General features: G+C 35.6%; 11 protein-coding genes. 5 read left to right on the plus strand and 6 right to left on the minus strand.

Translation table 11 applies throughout. The features are described 5' to 3' along the window. Positions 1-488 precede the first annotated feature (488 nt). The 4 genes from AAFN75_RS05090 (at position 489) to AAFN75_RS05105 (ending at position 11,763) form a co-directional block, all read left to right on the plus strand. Positions 489-8,510, plus strand: a complete 8,022-nt coding sequence (locus AAFN75_RS05090) for a BspA family leucine-rich repeat surface protein (protein ID WP_411808532.1) — start codon at positions 489-491, stop codon at positions 8,508-8,510. Between the two features lie 7 nt (positions 8,511-8,517). Then, a complete protein-coding gene (locus AAFN75_RS05095; RefSeq protein WP_411808533.1) occupies positions 8,518-9,447 on the plus strand; it encodes a PorP/SprF family type IX secretion system membrane protein in 930 nt (309 codons plus the stop codon). Positions 9,448-9,762: 315 nt separating this feature from the next. Continuing rightward, entirely contained in the window at positions 9,763-10,332 is a 570-nt protein-coding gene (locus AAFN75_RS05100; protein ID WP_411808534.1) for a hypothetical protein, read from the plus strand. Positions 10,333-10,335: 3 nt separating this feature from the next. After that, the gene (locus tag AAFN75_RS05105; protein WP_411808535.1) at positions 10,336-11,763 is read left to right on the plus strand and encodes a flotillin family protein; all 1,428 of its coding nucleotides are present in this window, start codon (positions 10,336-10,338) and stop codon (positions 11,761-11,763) included. Positions 11,764-11,810: 47 nt separating this feature from the next. On the opposite strand, the gene AAFN75_RS05110 is transcribed toward AAFN75_RS05105, so the two are convergent. The 5 genes from AAFN75_RS05110 to AAFN75_RS05130 form a co-directional block, all read right to left on the minus strand. Further along, positions 11,811-13,082, minus strand: a complete 1,272-nt coding sequence (locus AAFN75_RS05110) for a DUF2254 domain-containing protein (protein ID WP_411808536.1) — start codon at positions 13,080-13,082, stop codon at positions 11,811-11,813. A gap of 239 nt (positions 13,083-13,321) precedes the next feature. Then, entirely contained in the window at positions 13,322-14,353 is a 1,032-nt protein-coding gene (locus AAFN75_RS05115) for an aldo/keto reductase (protein ID WP_411808537.1), read from the minus strand. Positions 14,354-14,394: 41 nt separating this feature from the next. Beyond that, on the minus strand, positions 14,395-15,048 hold the full coding sequence (locus AAFN75_RS05120) for a hypothetical protein (RefSeq protein ID WP_411808538.1): 654 nt from the start codon (positions 15,046-15,048) through the stop codon (positions 14,395-14,397). Positions 15,049-15,239: 191 nt separating this feature from the next. Then, positions 15,240-16,199: an OmpA family protein gene (locus tag AAFN75_RS05125; RefSeq protein ID WP_411808539.1), complete on the minus strand. Its 960-nt coding sequence runs from the start codon at positions 16,197-16,199 to the stop codon at positions 15,240-15,242. A gap of 19 nt (positions 16,200-16,218) precedes the next feature. Beyond that, positions 16,219-16,983, minus strand: a complete 765-nt coding sequence (locus AAFN75_RS05130; RefSeq protein WP_411808540.1) for an exodeoxyribonuclease III — start codon at positions 16,981-16,983, stop codon at positions 16,219-16,221. Positions 16,984-17,260: 277 nt separating this feature from the next. On the opposite strand from AAFN75_RS05130, the gene AAFN75_RS05135 reads away from it, so the two are divergent. Beyond that, entirely contained in the window at positions 17,261-20,683 is a 3,423-nt protein-coding gene (locus AAFN75_RS05135; RefSeq protein WP_411808541.1) for a hypothetical protein, read from the plus strand. On the opposite strand, the gene AAFN75_RS05140 is transcribed toward AAFN75_RS05135, so the two are convergent. Beyond that, the gene (locus AAFN75_RS05140; RefSeq protein WP_411808542.1) at positions 20,680-21,603 is read right to left on the minus strand and encodes a M28 family peptidase; all 924 of its coding nucleotides are present in this window, start codon (positions 21,601-21,603) and stop codon (positions 20,680-20,682) included. The genes AAFN75_RS05135 and AAFN75_RS05140 overlap by 4 nt on opposite strands. Between the last annotated feature and the right edge of the window lie 73 nt (positions 21,604-21,676).

Consider the following 21,676-nt stretch of genomic DNA (forward strand, 5'->3'; position numbering starts at 1 on the left):
CTTGTTATACTTTTTTTATTAAATTCAGATAAAAAACCAATAATCTACTTTTTTTAGATGCATTATGTACGGCTAAAATAACCGATAAAAAGCATCAAAACCGACAACGTGTAACTTAAAAAGTTTTTAAACGAATATTTTGTCATATAATCTAAAACCTGTTTTTGTGAGGTGGCTAGAGTATGTATTAAACTTACTTTTACATCAGTTTTAAACACAGAAATAAATTTTTTATTTATATAGATATCCAATATTAATTAATTTCCCTAAATATAAAAACCACACTTAACCGTGTGGTTTTTTTTATTAATATACTTCCATAATTTATATTTTCTGCTATATCAAACGCATTCCAAGATATATACTAATTCATTATTTAAACTTATACATTTCATATAAATAACTATAAGACAATCCTATAAATAATAGAGTTTATTGAGAGATTCTTATCTTTGAACTCCCTTAAACTAATAATAGCTATTACAAGAATGCTTAAAAATTACGCTTTATTCCTTTTTTTGTTTTTCGTAAATATTAATGTATTTGGTCAGGGCTTTACGGCACTCTGGAATACCGAAAACATAGAATCGGGATCTTCTGCAAACAACCAAATTACTATACCTACAAATCCAGCATATACATATAACTATAGTGTTAATTGGGGCGATAGTACTACAGACAACAATATCGCTGGAGATATTACCCATACTTACACCACACCCGGATTATACACCATAACGATTAGTGGCGATTTTCCGTCCATCTATTTTAATGATGATGGCGACAAAATTAAAATAATAGAAATTTTAGATTGGGGTAACATACAATGGCAAACCATGGAAAACGCTTTTTATGGCTGCGAGAATTTAAATTTTGATGCCATTGCTTCGCCAAACTTAAGTGCGGTTACAAGTCTTGAAAATATGTTTAAAGATTGTAATGCTTTTAATGGCATTGTAAACGATTGGGATATAAGCAAAATAACAAATTTATCTGGAACTTTTGAGGGTTGCAACATTTTTAATAGGCCATTGGACAAATGGAACACATCATCGGTTACCTTAATGGCTAGTACCTTTAGAAATTGTTACGCTTTTAATGAGCCTTTAGATAATTGGAATACCGCTTCGGTTACAGATATGAATAACCTATTTAGCGGCGCTACACAATTTAACCAAAACATTAATAATTGGAATGTTAGCCAAGTTACTACCATGTCGGGCACTTTTAATATTGCATTAAGTTTTAACCAGCCTTTAAATAGTTGGATTGTAGACAATGTTACCGATATGTCTAGAATGTTTTATAGATGCCGAAACTTTAACCAGCCATTAGACAAATGGAACGTGGACAACGTAACAAGCATGAGAGAAATGTTTTATGGTTTTTTAGACATGCCTTTTAACCAGCCTATAAATATTTGGAAAGTACATAATGTTACAGACATGGCTTATATGTTTAGGCGATGTGCATCGTTTAACCAACCTTTAGATAGTTGGGATGTTAGCAATGTTACCGATATGAGTTATATGTTTGAAGGTGCCGACACCTTTAACCAGCCCATAGGAAATTGGACTGTAAGCAACGTAACAAACATGCGCGCTATGTTTAGCGGAGAGAATCAAAGTATAGCCTTTAACCAACCGCTTAACGACTGGACGGTTAGCAGCGTTACTAACATGAGCCAGATGTTTAAAAATGCCGACAGTTTTAACCAACCGTTAAACGCTTGGGACGTAAGTGCTGTTGAAGATATGAGCGAAATGTTTAGTGGCAATGATGCGTTTAACCAACCTATCGAAATTTGGGATGTTAGTAATGTTACTACTATGCGCGCCATGTTTCAGCAAAACACAATTTTTAATCAGCCGTTAAACAATTGGACATTAACTAATCTCACCAATATATCTTCAATGTTTGCTAATGCAAGCCTATTTAATCAGCCACTAGATAATTGGAATGTTAGTAAAGTAAATAATATGTCTGGTGCATTTAATAATGCATCTTCATTTAATCAAAACATTGGTGCGTGGAATGTTTCCGAAGCTAACAACATGAGCAATATGTTATCTAACAGTGGTATTTCACAAGAAAACTATGATAACATTTTAATCGCCTGGGCATCTCAAACTGTTAATAGCAATGTAACCTTAGGTGCCACAAATCTGCAATACTGCAACGCCTTAACACAACGACAAAGTTTAATTGATAATAACAACTGGAATATTGTTGGGGACGATGTAAACTGCTCTTATGTATTATGCACCAATATAATTTCTCCAATTAATGGCGACCAAAACGTGCCAGCCAACTCATCTATTAGATGGGAAGCTGCTCCTAACGCTGATGGTTATTATGTAAGTATAAGAAGAGAAGATGACTTAGGAAACGTTATACAGGTTATTGCTGATAATGAAGATTTTGGGAATGTTCTTTTGTTAAATTTTACTAACGAATTTTTACCGGGAGATAATGTTTTTGTTTCTGTTGTTCCTTATAACGATGAAGGACCAGCAACTGGCTGTCAAGAAATAAGTTTTAAAACTGTTGAAAGCTGGGTTAATAGAACCGATGTTTTTAAAATTACGATTGATACTAGAAATTTAGATAACAGCTCGACCGCAGCAAACCAATATCGAATTGAACTTAACGATGGCTATCCAGATTATCTTGTTTACGATTTTAATATAGATTGGGGCGACGGACAATACAACAATAACGTAACAGATGACATAACCCACACCTATTTAAACCCAGGTGTTTACACCATAGCCATTATAGGCAATTTTCCGTCGTTTAGACATACCTCTAGCAATCGAGATAACCTCAAACTTATTTCGATGGACCAATGGGGCGATCAAGTTTGGGAAAGTATGAATCAAGCGTTCTACTTCTGTGAAAACATGGAGTATAATGCTACCGATACCCCAAATTTAACACAGGTAACTAACATGGCTAGTATGTTTAGAAGGGTTGTTTTATTTAATACGGATATTAACAATTGGGAAGTCGGGAATGTAACAAACATGAGTAGCCTGTTTTCCCAATGTTCTATGTTCAATCAACCTTTAGACAGTTGGGATGTAAGTAATGTAACAACAATGAGTGCTATGTTTAGTGGTGCATCGGTATTTAATCAACCTATAGATGGCTGGAATGTTGTTAATGTAACTACTATGAGTAATATGTTTACTCAAGCACGAGAATTTAATCAGCCCCTAAACTCCTGGAGTACTAATAAGGTTATTGATATGAATTCTATGTTTAATTATGCAAGTGTATTTAATCAAGATTTAAGCATCTGGAATACAAGTGGAGTGACAGACATGGAAGATATGTTTTCAAATGCCGAACAATTTAATCAAAACATAGATAATTGGGACGTAAGTAATGTTACTAATATGGTAAGTATGTTTGCCAGAGCTGCAAATTTTAATGAGCCTTTAAACTCATGGGATGTAAATAAAGTAACAAACATGAGACAAATGTTTAGTGGCGCTAGTGCTTTTAATCAAGAATTATTCGACTGGGATGTTGATGCTGTAACTAATATGCAAAGTATGTTCAGTTCGGCCACAAGTTTTAATCAAAATATAGATACTTGGAATGTTACTAACGTAACCAATATGGCCTACATGTTTAGCTATGCTGCTGCATTTAACCAACCTCTAAATAGTTGGGACGTGAACTCGGTAGTAAATATGAGTGGTATGTTTCGTGGCGCATCCGTATTTAATTCGCCTTTAATAGATTGGAATGTAAGTGCCGTAGCTACTACAAATAGCATGTTTGAAAATGCTACGTTGTTTAATCAACCTATAAACACGTGGGATGTAAGTTCTGTAACTATAATGGCCAATATGTTTAAAGAGGCAAGTACATTTAATAATGCGCTTAGTAATTGGGATGTATCTTCAGTTACTAACATGGAAGCCATGTTTTCTGGTGCTACTGTGTATAATCAACCCATGGAAAATTGGGATACTGGTGAAGTACAAACTATGGAAGCCATGTTTAAAGAAGCTGCGGCCTTTAACCAGCCAATAGACACCTGGAACACGTCGTTTGTAACCACAATGGAATCTATGTTTGAGGATGCTATTGTATTTAATAGCCCTTTAGGATCCTGGAATGTGGCCTCAGTAACAACCATGGAAAAAATGTTTAAAGGCGCACTTCAATTCAATCAAAATATTGACCCATGGAATGTTAGAGCGGTAACCACCACCGAATACATGTTTAATGAGGCTAGCGCTTTTAATCAGCCCCTTAATAATTGGCGTGTAACAGGCATTAGCAACATGAATTATATGTTTAAAGATGCCACTACTTTTAACCAACCGTTAGATAAATGGAACTTAGGTAACGTAAGCATGTATTCTACATTTGAAAATGCCACAGCACTAAATCAATACCTTGGCGATTGGGATATTAGTGGTGTAAACGAAATGAGAAATATGCTAGACGATACAGCATTAACACGAGAGAATTACGACAACACATTAATCTCTTGGTCCAAGCAAACCTTAATTTCTGGAATTACCTTAGGCGCTAACGGATTGCCGTATTGTGATGCTTTAGAAGAAAGACAATCCATGATTGATACTTATTTCTGGACTTTTAATGGCGACAATTTAGACTGTCCGCTTCCAGAATGTGCCCAATTATTATCGCCTTTAAATGGCGCAACAGATGTTCCTGTAAATACTAATTTAAGTTGGGAACCTGCACGCTACGCACGAGGTTACAGATTAACTGTAATATCACAACCAGGAAACATTACCATTGTTAGCGATGAAATTATTAATGATAATACGTCCTACGAATTCGCAACAGACTTTCTTGGAGGTGAAACTGTAGAGGTCACTATTGTACCGTTTAATGATGAAGGAGATGCTACGGGATGCACGCAAGAAAGTTTTACTATTAGCAGCAATAGCACACCTACGACTCCGGAATGCACCATGCTAACGCTTCCGCTAAATAATAGCACTGATGTGGCTATTAATACCGATTTAGAATGGACGCCAATAGCAAATGCCGATGGCTATAAACTAACAATGGGTTCTAGCCCTGGAGCAACAGATATTTTAAACAATTTTGATGTTAACAATGTTACAAATTACGATTTGCCATCGGATTTAGCTGAAGACACCACCTTTTATGTTAGCATTCTTCCTTACAATGCTGAAGGTGATGCCGCTACCTGTACAGAGGAAAACTTTACAACAGAGCTTATTCCGGTCCCTCCAACATGCACAACCTTAACCGAACCTTTAAATGGCGCAACCAATGTTTCGATAGACACAGATATTAGTTGGAACTCCGTACCTAATGCTACAGGATATTTATTGAGCGTGGGTACTACTGGAGGTGGTATAGAAATACTAAATAGTATAGATGTTAATAATGTAATCTCTTATAATCTCCCAGACGATTTACCAACTAACCGCCTTATTTTTGTTAATATAACACCATATAACGATGTGGGCGATGCCACAGGTTGTACCGAACAAAGTTTTAGAACAGGCACTCCTGAAACTATTCCCGTGTGCACCACATTAACAAGTCCCTTAAATGGCGATACTGATGTTGACGTTACAACTGATTTATCTTGGAATGCCATTGCAAACGCAACGGGTTACAAACTAACTGTTGGAACAACTTTTGGCGGAACCGATATTTTAAATAATGAAGATGTTAGCAATGTTTTAAGCTATAACTTGCCTTCAGATTTACCGGAAACTTCAACTATTTTTGTAACTATTACACCGTATAATTCCGAAGGCGATGCCGTTTCCTGTTCCGAGGAATCCTTTAGTACTGAAACTTTAGAAACTATTCCCGTGTGCACCACATTAACAAGTCCGTTACATGGCGATACCGATGTTGACGTTACTACAGATTTATCTTGGAATACCATCGCAAACGCAACGGGTTACAAACTAAGCGTTGGAACCACTTCGGGCGGATCCGATATTTTAAACAATGAAGATGTTAGTAATGTTACAAGCTATAATTTGCCTTCAGATTTACCAGAAACCTCAACCATTTTTGTAACCTTTACACCGTATAATTCCGAAGGTGATGCTGTTTCTTGTACAGAAGAATCTTTCAGCACTGAAACTTTAGAAACTATTCCCGTGTGTACCACATTAACAAGTCCCTTAAATGGCGATACTGATGTTGACGTTACAACTGATGTATCTTGGAATGCCATTGCAAACGCAACAGGTTACAAACTAACTATTGGAACCACTTCTGGCGGAACCGATATTTTAAATAATGAAGATGTTAGCAATGTTACAAGCTATAACTTGCCTTCAGATTTACCGGAAACTTCAACCATTTTTGTAACTATTACACCTTATAATTCCGAAGGCGATGCCGTTTCCTGTTCCGAGGAATCCTTCAGCACTGAAACTTTAGAAACTATTCCGGTGTGTACCACATTAACAAGTCCCTTAAATGGCGATACCGATGTTGCCGTTACAACTGATTTATCTTGGAATGCTATTGCAAACGCAACGGGTTACAAACTAACTATTGGAACCACTTCTGGCGGAACCGATATTTTAAATAATGAAGATGTTAGCAATGTTACAAGCTATAACTTGCCTTCAGATTTACCGGAAACTTCAACCATTTTTGTAACTATTACACCTTATAATTCCGAAGGCGATGCCGTTTCCTGTTCCGAGGAATCCTTCAGCACTGAAACTTTAGAAACTATTCCGGTGTGTACCACATTAACAAGTCCCTTAAATGGCGATACCGATGTTGCCGTTACAACTGATTTATCTTGGAATGCTATTGCAAACGCAACGGGTTACAAACTAAGCGTTGGAACCACTTCGGGCGGATCCGATATTTTAAACAATGAAGATGTTAGTAATGTTACAAGCTATAATTTGCCTTCAGATTTACCAGAAACCTCAACCATTTTTGTAACCTTTACACCGTATAATTCCGAAGGTGATGCTGTTTCTTGTACAGAAGAATCTTTCAGCACTGAAACTTTAGAAACTATTCCCGTGTGTACCACATTAACAAGTCCGTTAAATGGTCATACAGATGTTCCCGTTAAAACAGATTTGTCTTGGAATGCCATTGCAAACGCAACAGGTTACAAAGTAAGCGTTGGAACCACTTCTGGCAGAACCGATATTTTAAATAATGAAGATGTTAGCAATGTTTTAAGCTATAACTTGCCTTCAGATTTACCGGAAACTTCAACCATTTTTGTAACCATTACGCCGTATAATTCAGAAGGTGATGCCGTTTCTTGTTCCGAGGAATCCTTCAGCACTGAAACTTTAGAAACTATTCCGGTTTGTACCACATTAACAAGTCCCTTAAATGGCGATACAGATGTTCCCGTTACAACTGATTTGTCTTGGAATGCCATTGCAAACGCAACTGGTTACAAACTAAGCGTTGGAACCACTTCGGGTGGAATCGATATTTTAAACAATGAAGATGTTAGTAATGTTACAAGCTATAACTTGCCTTCAGATTTACCAGAAACTTCAACTATTTTTGTAACTATTACACCGTATAATTCCGAAGGCGATGCCGTTTCCTGTTCCGAGGAATCCTTCAGTACTGAAACTTTAGAAACCATTCCGGTGTGTACAACATTGTCGAGTCCGTTGGATGGCGATACCGATGTTGCTGTTTCAACTGATTTGTCTTGGAATGCCATTGCAAACGCAACTGGTTACAAACTAACTATTGGAACAACTTCTGGCGGAACCGATATTTTAAACAATGAAGATGTTAGCAATGTTACAAGCTATAACTTGCCTTCAGATTTACCGGAAACAGCAACCATTTTTGTAACCATTACACCGTATAACTCAGAAGGTGATGCCGTTTCTTGTTCTGAGGAATCTTTCAGCACTGAAACTTTAGAAACCATTCCGGTGTGCACCACATTAACAAGTCCGTTAAATGGCCATACTGATATTGAACCGGACACCACCATTAGTTGGAACAACATCCCAAATGCAACAGGTTACATACTAACACTAGAAACAAACCCGGGAGATTCTGATATTTTAAACAATGAAGATGTTGGAAACACCACAACCTTTTATTTAAATTCAAACTTACCATACAATGAAACTATTTTTGTAAGCATTACGCCATACAATACTTTAGGCGATGGTATTTCTTGTTCAACAGAATCATTCACTATAAAAGCAGAACCATTGGTAGAATCTAAATATGGATTCTCACCAAATGGCGATGGTTTTAACGATTTCTGGGAAATTAAAGGCATTGAAAACAGCCCTAATAATAGCGTTGATATCTATAACCGATGGGGCGATTTGGTTTTCACAATTAATAATTATGACAACCAATCCAATGTGTTTCGAGGCGAAGCCAATAAGCTAACAAAATTTGGAGCGGGTGCCTTACCAAACGGCACCTATTTCTTCCACATTAAAGTAAACGGAACACACAACCTAAAAACCTTAAAAGGATTCGTAGTTATAAAGCGATAATAACAACATGAATAGTATTAATAAACATTACGCTTTAATAGCCATTGCTGTTGTTTCCCTAATTAGTAACGCTAGTTTTGGGCAACAAACACCCACATTTTCGGAGTATAATTACAACCCATTTATAATTAACAGCGCTTATGCAGGTCTTACCCAAAACACCGAAGTTTCGCTGTCCAATTCTGGTTTTTTTAACGATTTCGAGGGTAGCCCGAGTAGTCTTTCATTAAGTGGCCACGGACAAATGAACCGCGGAAAAGTGGGTCTAGGCGCAGGACTTATTCGAGATAGAATTGGGGTAACCACCTCAACCAGTTTTTTCGCTGCGTACTCCTATAAAATCTTTTTCGATTTCGAGAGTAACCGTCCATATTGGCAGCACTACTCACCGGGCGTAATCTCTTTTGGTATTACTAGTGGCGTGCAACAATACCAAGATAATTTAACCGATTTAGGCATTACAAACGACCCTAATTTTGCTCAAGACATAAATACCACTATACCTACAATAGGCTTAAGTTTTCTTTTTAATCATGCCTCCTTCTATGCTGGTTTTTCCGCTCCCAATATTATGGGCAATTCCTTGGCTACCGACAAAGATTTAAAACTTAGCACACCCGTTTATGGGTATTTTGGTTATAGAATTCTAAGCGATTCCTTCCGGAATATTATGATAAAACCCAACGTACTCATTAAGCACGAAAAAGATGCGCCCATGCAAATCGATTTTAATCTGGCAACAAGCTTTAAAAACAAATTCGAAATAGGCGCGGGTTACCGCACAAGTTCGTCTGTAAATTTGCTAGCAGGCATCTATTTATTGAACAATCTGCGTTTTATTTACACCTATAACATCGCTTCAAACAATTCACCTTTAGGCAATAGCCATGGCATTATATTAAATATCCAATTTAAAGAAGGTTACGCTATAGATTAGTATTTGGGCGTTACCCAAAAAGGGTCGGGCTATTCGTTACAAGTCCTCGCACCTCCTTCGTCGGGCTGTGGGCTTTCCACTGCTATCCCTAACGCGGGTTTTGTGCTAAGTTTCAACTTTACTACTACAAAAATTTCAAACCACACTGTAACAAAACAAAAAGAAACACTACATATAAGAGAACGTAAAACTAAAACCTTATTAAATCGGTAAAAGGTCTAGCTACAGTAAAGTTTCATTTTTACTTTCAAAATAAATTGTAGGACTATATAAAAGGTCTTACATTTAAATCATTAATTTTTTACACATATACTTATGGAGTGGTTTTCAAAATTGGAGCTTTTTTCACAAATCTATTGGGGCATTGCTTTAATTGGTTCTTTAATTTTCGTTATAACCATTGCAACAAGTTTTATGGGTGGCGATTCGGGAGATTTAGATACGGATGCCGAAATTGAAGCCGATACTGGAATTGGCTTTCAATTTATAACCTTTAAAAATCTAGTTGGATTTTTTACCCTATTTGGGTGGAGTGGTATTGCTTGTATAGATGCTGGTTTCTCAAAACCAATCACCATATTAGTATCTTTAATTTGTGGTTTAATTATGATGGGAATCATGGCAGCCATGTTTTATTATATGCAGAAACTAAACCATAGTGGCACGTTAATTTTTAAAAATGCTATTGGCAATATAGGCGAAGTTTACCTTACTATTGGTGCTAACCGCTCTTCTATAGGAAAAGCACATGTACGTATTCAAGGTTCATTACGCGAGCTCGAAGCGCTATCAGACTCAGAAACCGATTTAAAAACAGGAGCTGTCATTAAGGTAACAGATGTTACTAATAACGGCATTTTAATTGTAGAACAACTAAACAAATAATTTATGATTTTACCTCTTATTCAAGAAGGCTTAAGCCTTGGATTCCCAATGGCAGTTATAGCAGCCGTTTTATTTATCTTTTTATTTTTAATTGTCTTAATAAGACGCTACAAAAGGTGTCCTTCAGATAGAATTCTTGTCGTTTACGGTAAAGTTAGCGGTGGGCAATCTGCTAAATGTATTCATGGTGGTGCCGCCTTTATAATACCAGTAATTCAAGATTATGAGTTTTTAGATTTAACACCAATTTCTATAGAAGTTAATCTAGTAAATGCCTTATCAAAGCAAAATATTCGTGTTAACGTACCATCGCGTTTTACCATTGGTGTGTCTACAGAGCCAGGTATTATGCAAAACGCAGCCGAACGTTTATTAGGATTAGGTGCACAAGACGTGCAGGAACTAGCAAAAGAAATTATTTTTGGTCAGTTACGTTTAGTTGTTGCCTCTATGGATATCGAAGAAATTAATAACGACCGCGATAAATTTTTAACTAATATTTCTCAAAGTGTAGAAACCGAGTTAAAGAAAGTTGGTTTAAAGCTTATTAACGTAAACATTACAGATATTGTTGATGAGTCAGGATATATTGAAGCTTTAGGAAAAGAAGCTGCAGCACACGCTATTAATGCCGCTCGTAAATCGGTTGCCGAAAAAACTAGAGATGGATCTATTGGTGAAGCCAATGCAGTACAAGATGAAAGATCGCAAGTAGCAGCAGCAAATGCTCAAGCTGTTGAAGGTGAGAACACAGCAAAAATTGCGGTAGCAAACTCCGATTCTTTACGTCGTCAGCGTGAAGCCGAAGCAGAACGTGTAGCCATTGCTTCAGAAAAAGTACAAAGTGCAAAAGCTTTGGAGGAATCTTATGCAGCAGAGCAACAAGCCGAAACTGCCAGAGCCGATAGAGAACGTTCTTCTCAAATGGCAGATATTATTGTCCCTGCAGAAATTGATAAAAAGAAAGTAGAAATTGATGCTGAGGCAGAAGCAGAACGCATTAGAAGACGTGCAAAAGGTGAAGCCGATGCCATCCTTTTTAAAGCACAAGCAGAGGCGCAAGGGCTTTACGAAGTACTTACCAAACAAGCAGCAGGTTTAGATCAAATTGTAAAAGCTGCAGGCAACAACTCTAAAGATGCCGTATTATTATTAATTGCAGATAAGTTACCAGAGTTAGTAAAAACGCAAGCCGAGGCTATTAAAAATATTAAAATAGATAAAGTTACTGTTTGGGAAAACGGTGGCGGAAAAGATGGAAAGTCATCTACAGCCAATTTTCTTTCGGGTATGTACCAATCGGTACCGCCATTACAAGAAATGTTTAACATGGCAGGTATGCAATTGCCAGATTATTTAAAAGGCAAAGATGTTAAACCAGATGATGATGCCGAAATCATGGAAGAACAAAAACCAAAAAACAGCAAATAAGTCTTATAAAAAAACCCGCTACTTTTTAAGTTAGCGGTTTTTTTGTTTTAAGCAACAGATTTAATAAAAACAATATCTCGTTTATTAGCAATTGCGGCTTCAGCATCCAAAATCAAACTTTCAATTTCTTCATCTATAATAGGTAGATAGGTTTTGTTTTCTTCGGCTGCTATGCGTTTTAGGTGTAAGAGCATCTTTAATAACTTTTCTACAATAACAACGTCGTGTTTACAATAGGTTCTCAATTCTGCCATAACCTGAAAAATTAAATCCTTAAAACTAACCGTAGCCATAGAAACATAAGCTAAGTCGTCTATATAAGCTAAACTTTTATCATTCTTTTTAATTCGTAAAGAAAATAATTGCGATAGGTAATCTATAGCATTTAAAGCCGTTCCGGGGTCGTTAATTCCGGGCGACATCGCTTTTACAGCAACTTCGGTAATTTGTTTAAAAGCAAGCACATAATTATCTTCAATAAATTCGCTTTTAGCAAAATCGAACTGTTCGTGAATTTTATCTAATGTCTCTTCATCTAAATCCTTTTCAGATGTAAAAAGTATGTTTTTCTCAGAAACAAAAAGCCCTTTAATAACAGCTATATCAATTTTCACCTCCTTATCTTTTGCTATGTCGGCAAGCTTTTCTGCTGCAACATTTTGCAAATACCCAGAACTTCTTGATTTATACGTAATCCAATTATCTGTTTCAGGAAAATCATTCTCGTTATACGCCTCGTTATCTATTAAATACAACATTCTAGATTTAGAAATATTAAAAACCTTATCCATTATGTTATTAATTTGAATCTCTTGAGAAATGGAATGAATAAAATAAATAAACGCAGCAAGACAGCTTACCATAAACAAAATGGAAAAAAGAACTGCAAACCCTGGTAGTTGATATTTATCGCTTTCAGGCTCAATGTAAACTAAAATAAAAATGCAATATAATATCGTTGCTATATATACACCTAATATGATTTGGTGTCTTCTATTACTAATCAAACCTGGTAATAATCGTGGAGAAAAATTACTAGAAGCTTGGTTAAGCAATATCATTACCATAGAAAAACTAAATACCATAATAGAAATAAGACCACTAATAAATGTGGTTAAAAGGCTTCTAGCTGTTTCTGTATTATTTATCACTAACGAAGGAAATACGTCTAGAAGATATTTAGAGATACCTTGCTCTTCCAAGTAAATCATTAAATAAGTAAAAACTAGACCTGAAATAGCTAAAAGCCCCGGATAGAAGGCTATTTTATCTTTTAAGCGATATAGTTTTCTGAATAATACAAGTGCTTTGTCTTTCATAAAATTGAATACTTTTAAAAATTAATTAATTGGTATATTACTGCCGTTAACAAACTCAACCTATTAACAGTTGCAAACGAAATAACATACAAACTAGCTTTAATATCTAATTTGCGTATTTTACGCACTCTCTAAAATACAAAAAGCTTTTACATCCACATAGTGGATTGTAAAAGCTTATATTTTGCTACTGTTACCGACACTAGGCAAAAGCTAAGTGGTAACAAACTTTATAAAACTTAAGGCGCTGGGTTAGGCATGGCCTCATGCACCGCGTCAATTTGCTCTAAAACAGCATCGCTTAGGTTTACATTTATACTCTCAATATTTTCTTTAAGCTGTTCCATTTTTGTGGCTCCAATAATAGTACTGGTTACAAAAGAACGTTGGTTTACAAAGGCTAAACTCATTTGCGCTAAACTCATGTTGTTGTCTTCTGCAATTTCTAGGTACTTCTTAGCAGCATCACTAGCTCTTTCGCCACTATATCTGGCAAACCTTGGGAATAATTTTAGTCTGGCATCATCTGCCGCGGTTTCATTTATGTATTTACCAGAAAGCACACCAAATGCCATTGGCGAATATGCTAACAACCCAACATTCTCTCTTAAGGCCACTTCTGCTAAATCGCCTTCAAAGGATCTAGTTAGCATGGAATAGGCATTTTGAATGGTTGATATTTTAGGTAAATTATGGTGTTTCGATTCTTCTAAGTAACGCATGGTGCCCCAAGCATTTTCGTTGGATATTCCAATGTTTCTTATTCTGCCTGCTTTAATTTCAGCATCTAGACTTTGGAGGATTTCATTAAAATTATCGTTCCATTTAGCATCTAATTTATAATCTCTAATCCCAAAACGATTAGTATCGCGCTCTGGCCAATGCAGTTGGTATAAATCGATATAATCGGTTTGTAGGCGTTGGAGTTCTAAATCTATGGCTTCTTTTATGGCACTTGGGCCAAACCCTGTGGTTCTAATATGAGCCGTATAATCGCCAGGACCTGCAATTTTAGATGCTAAAATAACCTTGTCTCTATTCCCCGATTTTTTTAACCAAGTTCCAATAATTTTACTTGTACGTCCGCTACGTTCTGCCGTGGCTGGCACTGGATATAACTCGGCAGTATCAATAAAATTAACACCTTGGTCAATAGCATAATCTAATTGCTCGTGACCTTCGGCTTCGGTGTTTTGGTTTCCCCATGTCATGGAACCTAGGCATATTTTACTAACTTTTATATTGGTGTTGGGTAGTGTTGTATATTTCATATATTTTAATATTTGTCATTCCTGCGCAGGCAGGAATCTTTTTAATTTAAAATTAATTTGTTATTTTCTACAGGAGGTGGAGGTGGCGGAGGAATATCTAGTAAACTATAACCCTCAAACAAAATTGTATATTTAAAATAATCCGGAGATTTATCAGAATTCACTCTATTAAACTGCTCAATTATTTCTTTTAAAACTTTTTTAGTAACTACTATTGAATGTTTATCTTCTACATAGAGAAAAATCACAGCAGGTTTTAACTTATTCTGTTTATATCGAAAATTATACTTATTTGAAATTGTTGTATCTAATACTCTATTAAGGTGTTCTATAGACTTCCTTTTTTTAAAACCTTTGATAAACGAATCGTTTTTTATTGTAAACTGATTAGGTGTGAAATAACAGGCATCTTCACTTATATTGGGGCAATATGCAAATCCTACTGTGTTATAATGGACTTGATTATAACTAAACTTTAAGCCCGCAACTTTCCCAGAACAATCAATTCGACTCATCTCTTTTCTAAGCTCTGAATATGTATTTATAGTATCTAAATTTATTAATTCTAGGTTATTTTGAAGTTGGTAGTTTTTAAATTCAGGAGAGAATACTTCATTCTTAACTTCCTTTTCGTCAAACGAGTTACAAGAACTTGAAAACAGCAAAACTATAAATAAACTTTTAAATACCCTCATAGTAAATTTTAACCGATGATTTTTATCGATTTAGCGTAAAGATAAAAAACCGTTAAAAGCCATTTTAGCTTTTAACGGTTTTTTATGCGTTAGGGATTGAGGTATTGTTGGAGCTCTTTTTGTGTTGTTGCACATATGCAACACAAAAAAGCGACTACCGAAAGCCCGACCCTTGTGGTAACGCCTAAATTTTACTCCTCACTTAGCAACTTAGAAAGCTCGTCTAGCTTTGGTGTTAAAATAACTTCGATACGTCTGTTTTTCGCCTTACCTTCCTTGGTTTCATTAGAGGCCACTGGTGCGAATTCGCCGCGTCCTGCTGCCGTTAAATTTTCTGGATTGATATCATCATTTTGACGTAAAATATTTACAATTGCTGTGGCACGTTTAGTAGATAAATCCCAGTTACTTGTTAAAATACCGTTGCCTTTGTACGGCACATCATCGGTATGCCCTTCAATTAAAACTGCTATGTCTGGATTCTCGCCAAGTACCGTACCTAGTTGCTTTACCGCACGTGTACCCTCTGAGCCAACAGCCCAACTTCCTGAACTGAAAAGCAGTTTATTTTCCATAGATACATACACTTTACCGTCGCGCTGCTCTACCGTTAACCCTTTACCTTCAAAATCGGTTAAGGCTCTAGAAATGGCATTTTTAAGCGCTGTCATTGCTGCATCTTTGGATGCGATAACTTGCTCTAGTTCTGCTACGCGATTAGAACGGTTTTCCAATTCTTTTTTAAGCTTTTCTAGACGTGCATTTTCGGCTGCTAGTGCTTGCTCTTTGGCTTCTAATTGCGCTAATAACTCTCTGTTTTTTTGAGAGTTTGCAGCAATGGATGCTGAACTATTTTTTTCTAAAGCATCGTAAGAGGCCTTCATATTATCTAAATTGGCTTTGGCGGCGTTATACTCGCCTTGTAATTTATCGCGTTGTGCTATGGCCTCGTCGTAAGCAGATTGTATTTGCTTTAATTCGTTTTCGGCAGCTGTTTTCGCACTTAAAAGCGCTTCGTTATTGGTTGATAATTTTCGGTTCTCTTTTTTTAAATCGGCATACTTGGCTTCGAGGTCTTTATATACTTTTGGAGACACGCAAGATGCTAATACTACAAGAGTGAATACTGTGAAAATGCTTTTTTTAATCATGTTGCTTTGCATTAGTTTGTTATTTATTTTCTATTTCTACCAGAATAGGACAATGGTCGCTATGAACTGCATCTGACAGTATAACGGCTCTTTTTATGTTTTCTTGTAAGGGTTGCGAAACCATGGCATAATCTAATCGCCAACCTTTGTTATTGGCACGCGAATTGGCACGATAACTCCACCAGCTATATTGCTGTAAATCAGGATGTATAAATCTAAATGAATCGATAAACCCGCTTTCTATAAAACTCCCAATCCACTCGCGCTCTACGGGTAAAAATCCTGAAACGCCTTTCATTTTTGGGTTATGAATATCTATTTCTTCATGGCAAATATTATAATCGCCACAAATTACTAGGTTTGGAATCTCTTTTTTAAGATTATTAATATACTCCTGAAACAGATCCATATATTCCAGTTTATGGCTTAATCTGGCATCGTTAGTTCCCGAAGGTAAATACAAACTCATAACCGAAACGCCATTAAAATCGGCACGAATATTTCTACCTTCAAAATCCATAGACTCAATTCCGGTACCGTACTCAATGTGATTGGGTTCGGTCTTACTTAAAATAGCAACACCACTATATCCTTTTTTTTGTGCGCTGTACCAATAGTTATATTTATATCCAGCTTCTTCAAAAAGGCTTAAATCCAATTGTTCTTCCATAGCCTTAATTTCTTGCAAACAAATAACATCTGGATTTGCAGCTTTTAACCAGTCGATAAAACCTTTATTAATGGCTGCACGAATGCCGTTTACGTTATAGGATATAATTTTCATTAGTTTTTATTTAAATTTTAAAAGCGTTGTACCTTTTGTTGGAAAAATACGCTTTTTATTAAAAAGCGATTGTTTCAGCTAAAATAAATAATACATTACTTTTACGGTATCATTTTACAGCAGATTTAACTAATTTTTTTAACATATTAGTTTTAGTGTTTGAGATCTCGACATAAAAATCGAGATTAGTTGGATCGTCTAATTTTAGCACCCAAAAAGGCTTCTAAAAACAGAGCTTCACTAAAATATTTTAAACAATTTGTAGTTTACATAGTTAATGAAGGACATAATTACCTTACTTATAGTTTTACTTGGATTTTGCGGCTTTTCGCAAAACCCATCGTCCAACTATAAAACTAAAAAATATGCTGTAAAAGACACGATTAAAATTGACAGTGTAAGCATCAATTCTAATTACTTTTTTATAAAAAAAAAGGATAGCACCGTTATAGATTCCACCTACTATTCGGTTGATTTTCCAAACGCCATTTTAACATTTAAAAAGGCTATTGATACAGATTCTGTACTAATAAACTACCTAAAATTCCCCGACTTTTTAACAAGAACCTACCAACAGCTGGACGAGCGCATTATTGTAAAAAATAATAGCACCAACCAAACCTTATATAAATTAAAACAACCTAATACAGATAAAACGTATGTCCCTTTTGATGGCTTAACAACCTCTGGAAGCATATCGCGGGGTGTAACGGTTGGTAATAACCAAAACTCGGTTTTAAATAGCGAATTAGACCTTCAAATTACAGGGAAATTAAATGATAAGGTATCCTTGCGAGCCTCCATTCAAGATGCTAATATTCCGTTACAAGAAAGTGGGTATAGCCAGCGTTTAGATGAGTTCGACCAAGTATTTATAGAGCTATTTAGCGACCGCTGGAATATTCGTGCTGGAGATATTGATCTGGTAAATACTAAATCCTACTTTTCAAGCTTTTCTAAACGCGTACAAGGATTAAATTTTAACTTGAATTTAGGCGAAACAGTTAATAGCACCAATTTATTTGCGGCAGGCGCTATAGTTAGAGGGCAATTTAGTACGAGCCAATTTACTGCTTTAGAGGGTAACCAAGGGCCGTACAAACTTCAGGGTCCTAATGGCGAATTATTTGTGCTTATTGTTTCGGGTAGCGAAACGGTTTATGTAAATGGCATTCCTATAAAACGTGGTGAAGACCAAGATTATATTATAGATTATAATGCAGGTGAAATTATATTTAACTCGACTTACCCAATAACGTCCGAAATGCGAATAACGGTAGATTACCAATATAGCGACAGAAATTATTCGCGGTTTGTAGCCTATGGTGGCGGAAATTATGAAAGCGAAAAATTGAAAATTGGGGTTTCTGTGTATTCTGAAAATGATGCTAAAAACCAACCGCTTCAACAAAACCTCTCGGAAGAACAAGTTGAAATTCTTGCCAATGCGGGCGATGATAAGTCGTTAATGGTAGCACCGTCTGAAGTTCGAGATGAACTAAACGACAACCGCATTTTATACAGAAAAACACTTTTTGGTACTGTTGAAGGTTTCGAGTTTTCTAACGATCCAGATGAAGAGTTATACCGCGTAACTTTCACTTTTGTAGGCGACAATCTAGGGGATTATGCCTTGAGCAATATTAACCATATTAATAATATTTACGAGTATGTTGGCGTAAACCAAGGAAACTACGCCCCTATTGTTCAATTGGAAGCCCCAACCAAACTACAAATTGCGGTTTTAAATGGTAGTTATGCACCAACAGATAAAACAAATATTAGTTTCGAGGCTTCGGGTAGTAAAAATGATTTAAATGCGTTTTCAACCATAAACGACGATAATAACGATGGTTTTGCAGGGAAAATTAATATCAATCAAAACCTTGTAAAAAAAGATAGCCTATGGACTATTGATGCCTATTTGGATAGCGATTACATAAGTTCTAACTACCGAAATATTGAGGGTTTATACAATCCAGAATTTAACCGCGACTGGAACTTAGACCTCGACAACACCAGTGGTATTGGATTAAATTTAGGAAACCAAATTCTTTTAAATTCAGGTTTAAAGTTATCGCATCATAAAAAAGGCAGTATTAATTACCAATTTGAGCATTTAAACTTCTCTGATGGATTTAACGGAAACAGACATATTACCTTTGCTAATCTGTTTTTAAACAAGTTTAATATTTATACGTCTTCTAGTTTTTTAAATGCAGATTCTAATGTAAATACCTCAACTTTTTTAAGGTCTTTTAATCGTATTACCTATAGCATGAAACATAGTTGGATTGGTACAAGAATAGCTATTGAAGATAATGAACAACGTAATAATAGCACGCAAGAACTTACGGCTTTAAGTCAGAAATTTAAATCGTACGAAGTATTTGTTGGTGTTGGTGATAGCACTAAGATTTTTACAGAAATTGGATATAAAAACCGTGTAAATGATAGTATTAGAAATAATGAATTGCAAAAGGTAAACACATCTAACACTTTTTATTTTGACTCCAGACTTATTCAAAACAAAAACACCAATTTATCTTTATACGCCAATTACAGAACCTTAAATAATGCAGATGACGCCTTAGATGATGAGAACTCTATAAATTCTAGATTACAATTTAACCAAAAACTATTTAAGCAAATTGTGCAATGGAACACTATTTTTGAAACCAATTCTGGACAATTAGCGCAACAAGATTTCACTTACGTGGAAGTTGAAGCCGGACAAGGTACTTACACTTGGAATGATTATAACCAAAACGGTATTCAGGAACTTGAAGAGTTTGAAATTGCTCAATTTCAAGATCAAGGCATATACATTCGGGTCCTACTGCCCAATCAGGTATATTTAAAAACGCATCAAAACAGACTGAGCCAAACGCTTACTATAAACCCAGCACAATGGTCGGTTTCCGATAAAAAATCCAAAAAATTCTGGTCGCATTTTTACAATCAAACCAGTTATTTAATTGATAGAAAAATAAAACGAGAAGGCGGCGATTTTAATTTGAATCCGTTTAATAGTAACGAAGAAGACCAATTGGGTTTACAATTAAACTTTAGAAACGTATTGTTTTTTAACAGAGGAAAACAGCGTTACACGACGTCTTATACTTTTTTAGAAAACACCACGCGAAGCATCTTATCTGTTGGATTTATAGAAAATGGTTTAAAAAGCCATCAGTTTAATTTTAATCATAAATTATCTGAAAACTGGCTGGTAAATATGCTTTCGGCTTTTGATACTAACGAGAGCATTAGTGAAAATTTTGCTAGTAAAAATTATAATTTTGACGAGGCCAGATTTAACCCTAAACTATCTTACTTATTTAACGACAATTCTAGTTTCGATATATTTTACCAATACGCGAGTAAAAACAATACTATTGGCGATTTAGAAACTTTAAAACAACAAAATTACGGCGTATCTTTTAGTTTAGCCAGTAGCCAACAAAGTGCTATTAATGGTGAATTCAATTACTTTTCTAACGATTATACAGGCAACTCAAATACGCCAGTAGCCTATCAATTATTAGAAGGTTTACAACCCGGAAAAAACTTTACTTGGAGCCTGTTAGCGCAAAAAAAGCTAACCAAATTTTTAGATTTGAACATGAGTTATTTTGGAAGAAAAACGGAAACTAGTCGCACTATACATTCTGGCTCAATTCAGCTAAAGGCTTATTTTTAAAAATGCGTTTTAGCATTATCCACATCTGTAAAAACAGCTAGTATTGTTTTAACAGCTTCGGTATAAAACTCAGGATGAATATTTTCATAATCATCGGTTGGTTCGTGATAATCTTTATGATCTGCAACCCCAAAATATATAAACGGAATGTTTTTTTTATGAAAATTAGCATGATCTGAAGCATATGTCCAATTCTCTAATCCATCATTACCATCATGACCGCTAACTAATTGTATTTTAGAAGTCGTTTTCACCTTCGAAATTAAATTTTTCAAATTCTTATTGAATGATGTACCAACGGCAAATAACTCATTTTTATTGCTTCGGCTAATCATATCTAAATTCAAATTAACTAAGATATCATTTAGGGAAACAATAGGATGATTCACATAATACTTAGAGCCTTGTAAGCCTAATTCCTCGCCATCAAAAGCAGCTAAAATAACGGTATGTTTTGGTGGGTATGTTTTAAAATATTCCGCGAAAGCGAATAAAGCACTTACTCCAGAAGCATTATCGTCTGCACCATTATATATACGACCTTGCTTAATACCTTCGTGATCGTAATGTGCACTTATAACGATATACTTTTTAGGGAACTCCGTACCTATTATTTGGCCAATAACATTTACAGCATTATACTGTTTACTTCCTTTACGGAACGTAAATGCTTGTTCGAACGCTTTTCCTAAAGGTTTAACCTGTGCGCTATGAAATTGATTTACAATATATTTTCGGGCCTTTATAGCGCCTGTTTCACCGGTTCTTCGACCTTGGAACGCATCGGAAGACAAGGACTTAACATGTTTAAGCAAGTCTTTTTCATTAAAGGCCTGTGTTAAAGCTGAATCTGTTTGAGCTAGCACTTGCGACCCTTGAAAAATGAAGCAAAAAAATAGAATTAGGGCAATTTTATTCATACACAATAATAGTAAATAAATAACAAAGCCCATACCAACAAGTTGATATGGGCTTAAAATATATTTTAAATGG

It is taken from the genome of Algibacter sp. AS12, from assembly GCF_046736315.1.
Lineage (GTDB): Bacteria > Bacteroidota > Bacteroidia > Flavobacteriales > Flavobacteriaceae > Algibacter_B > Algibacter_B amylolyticus.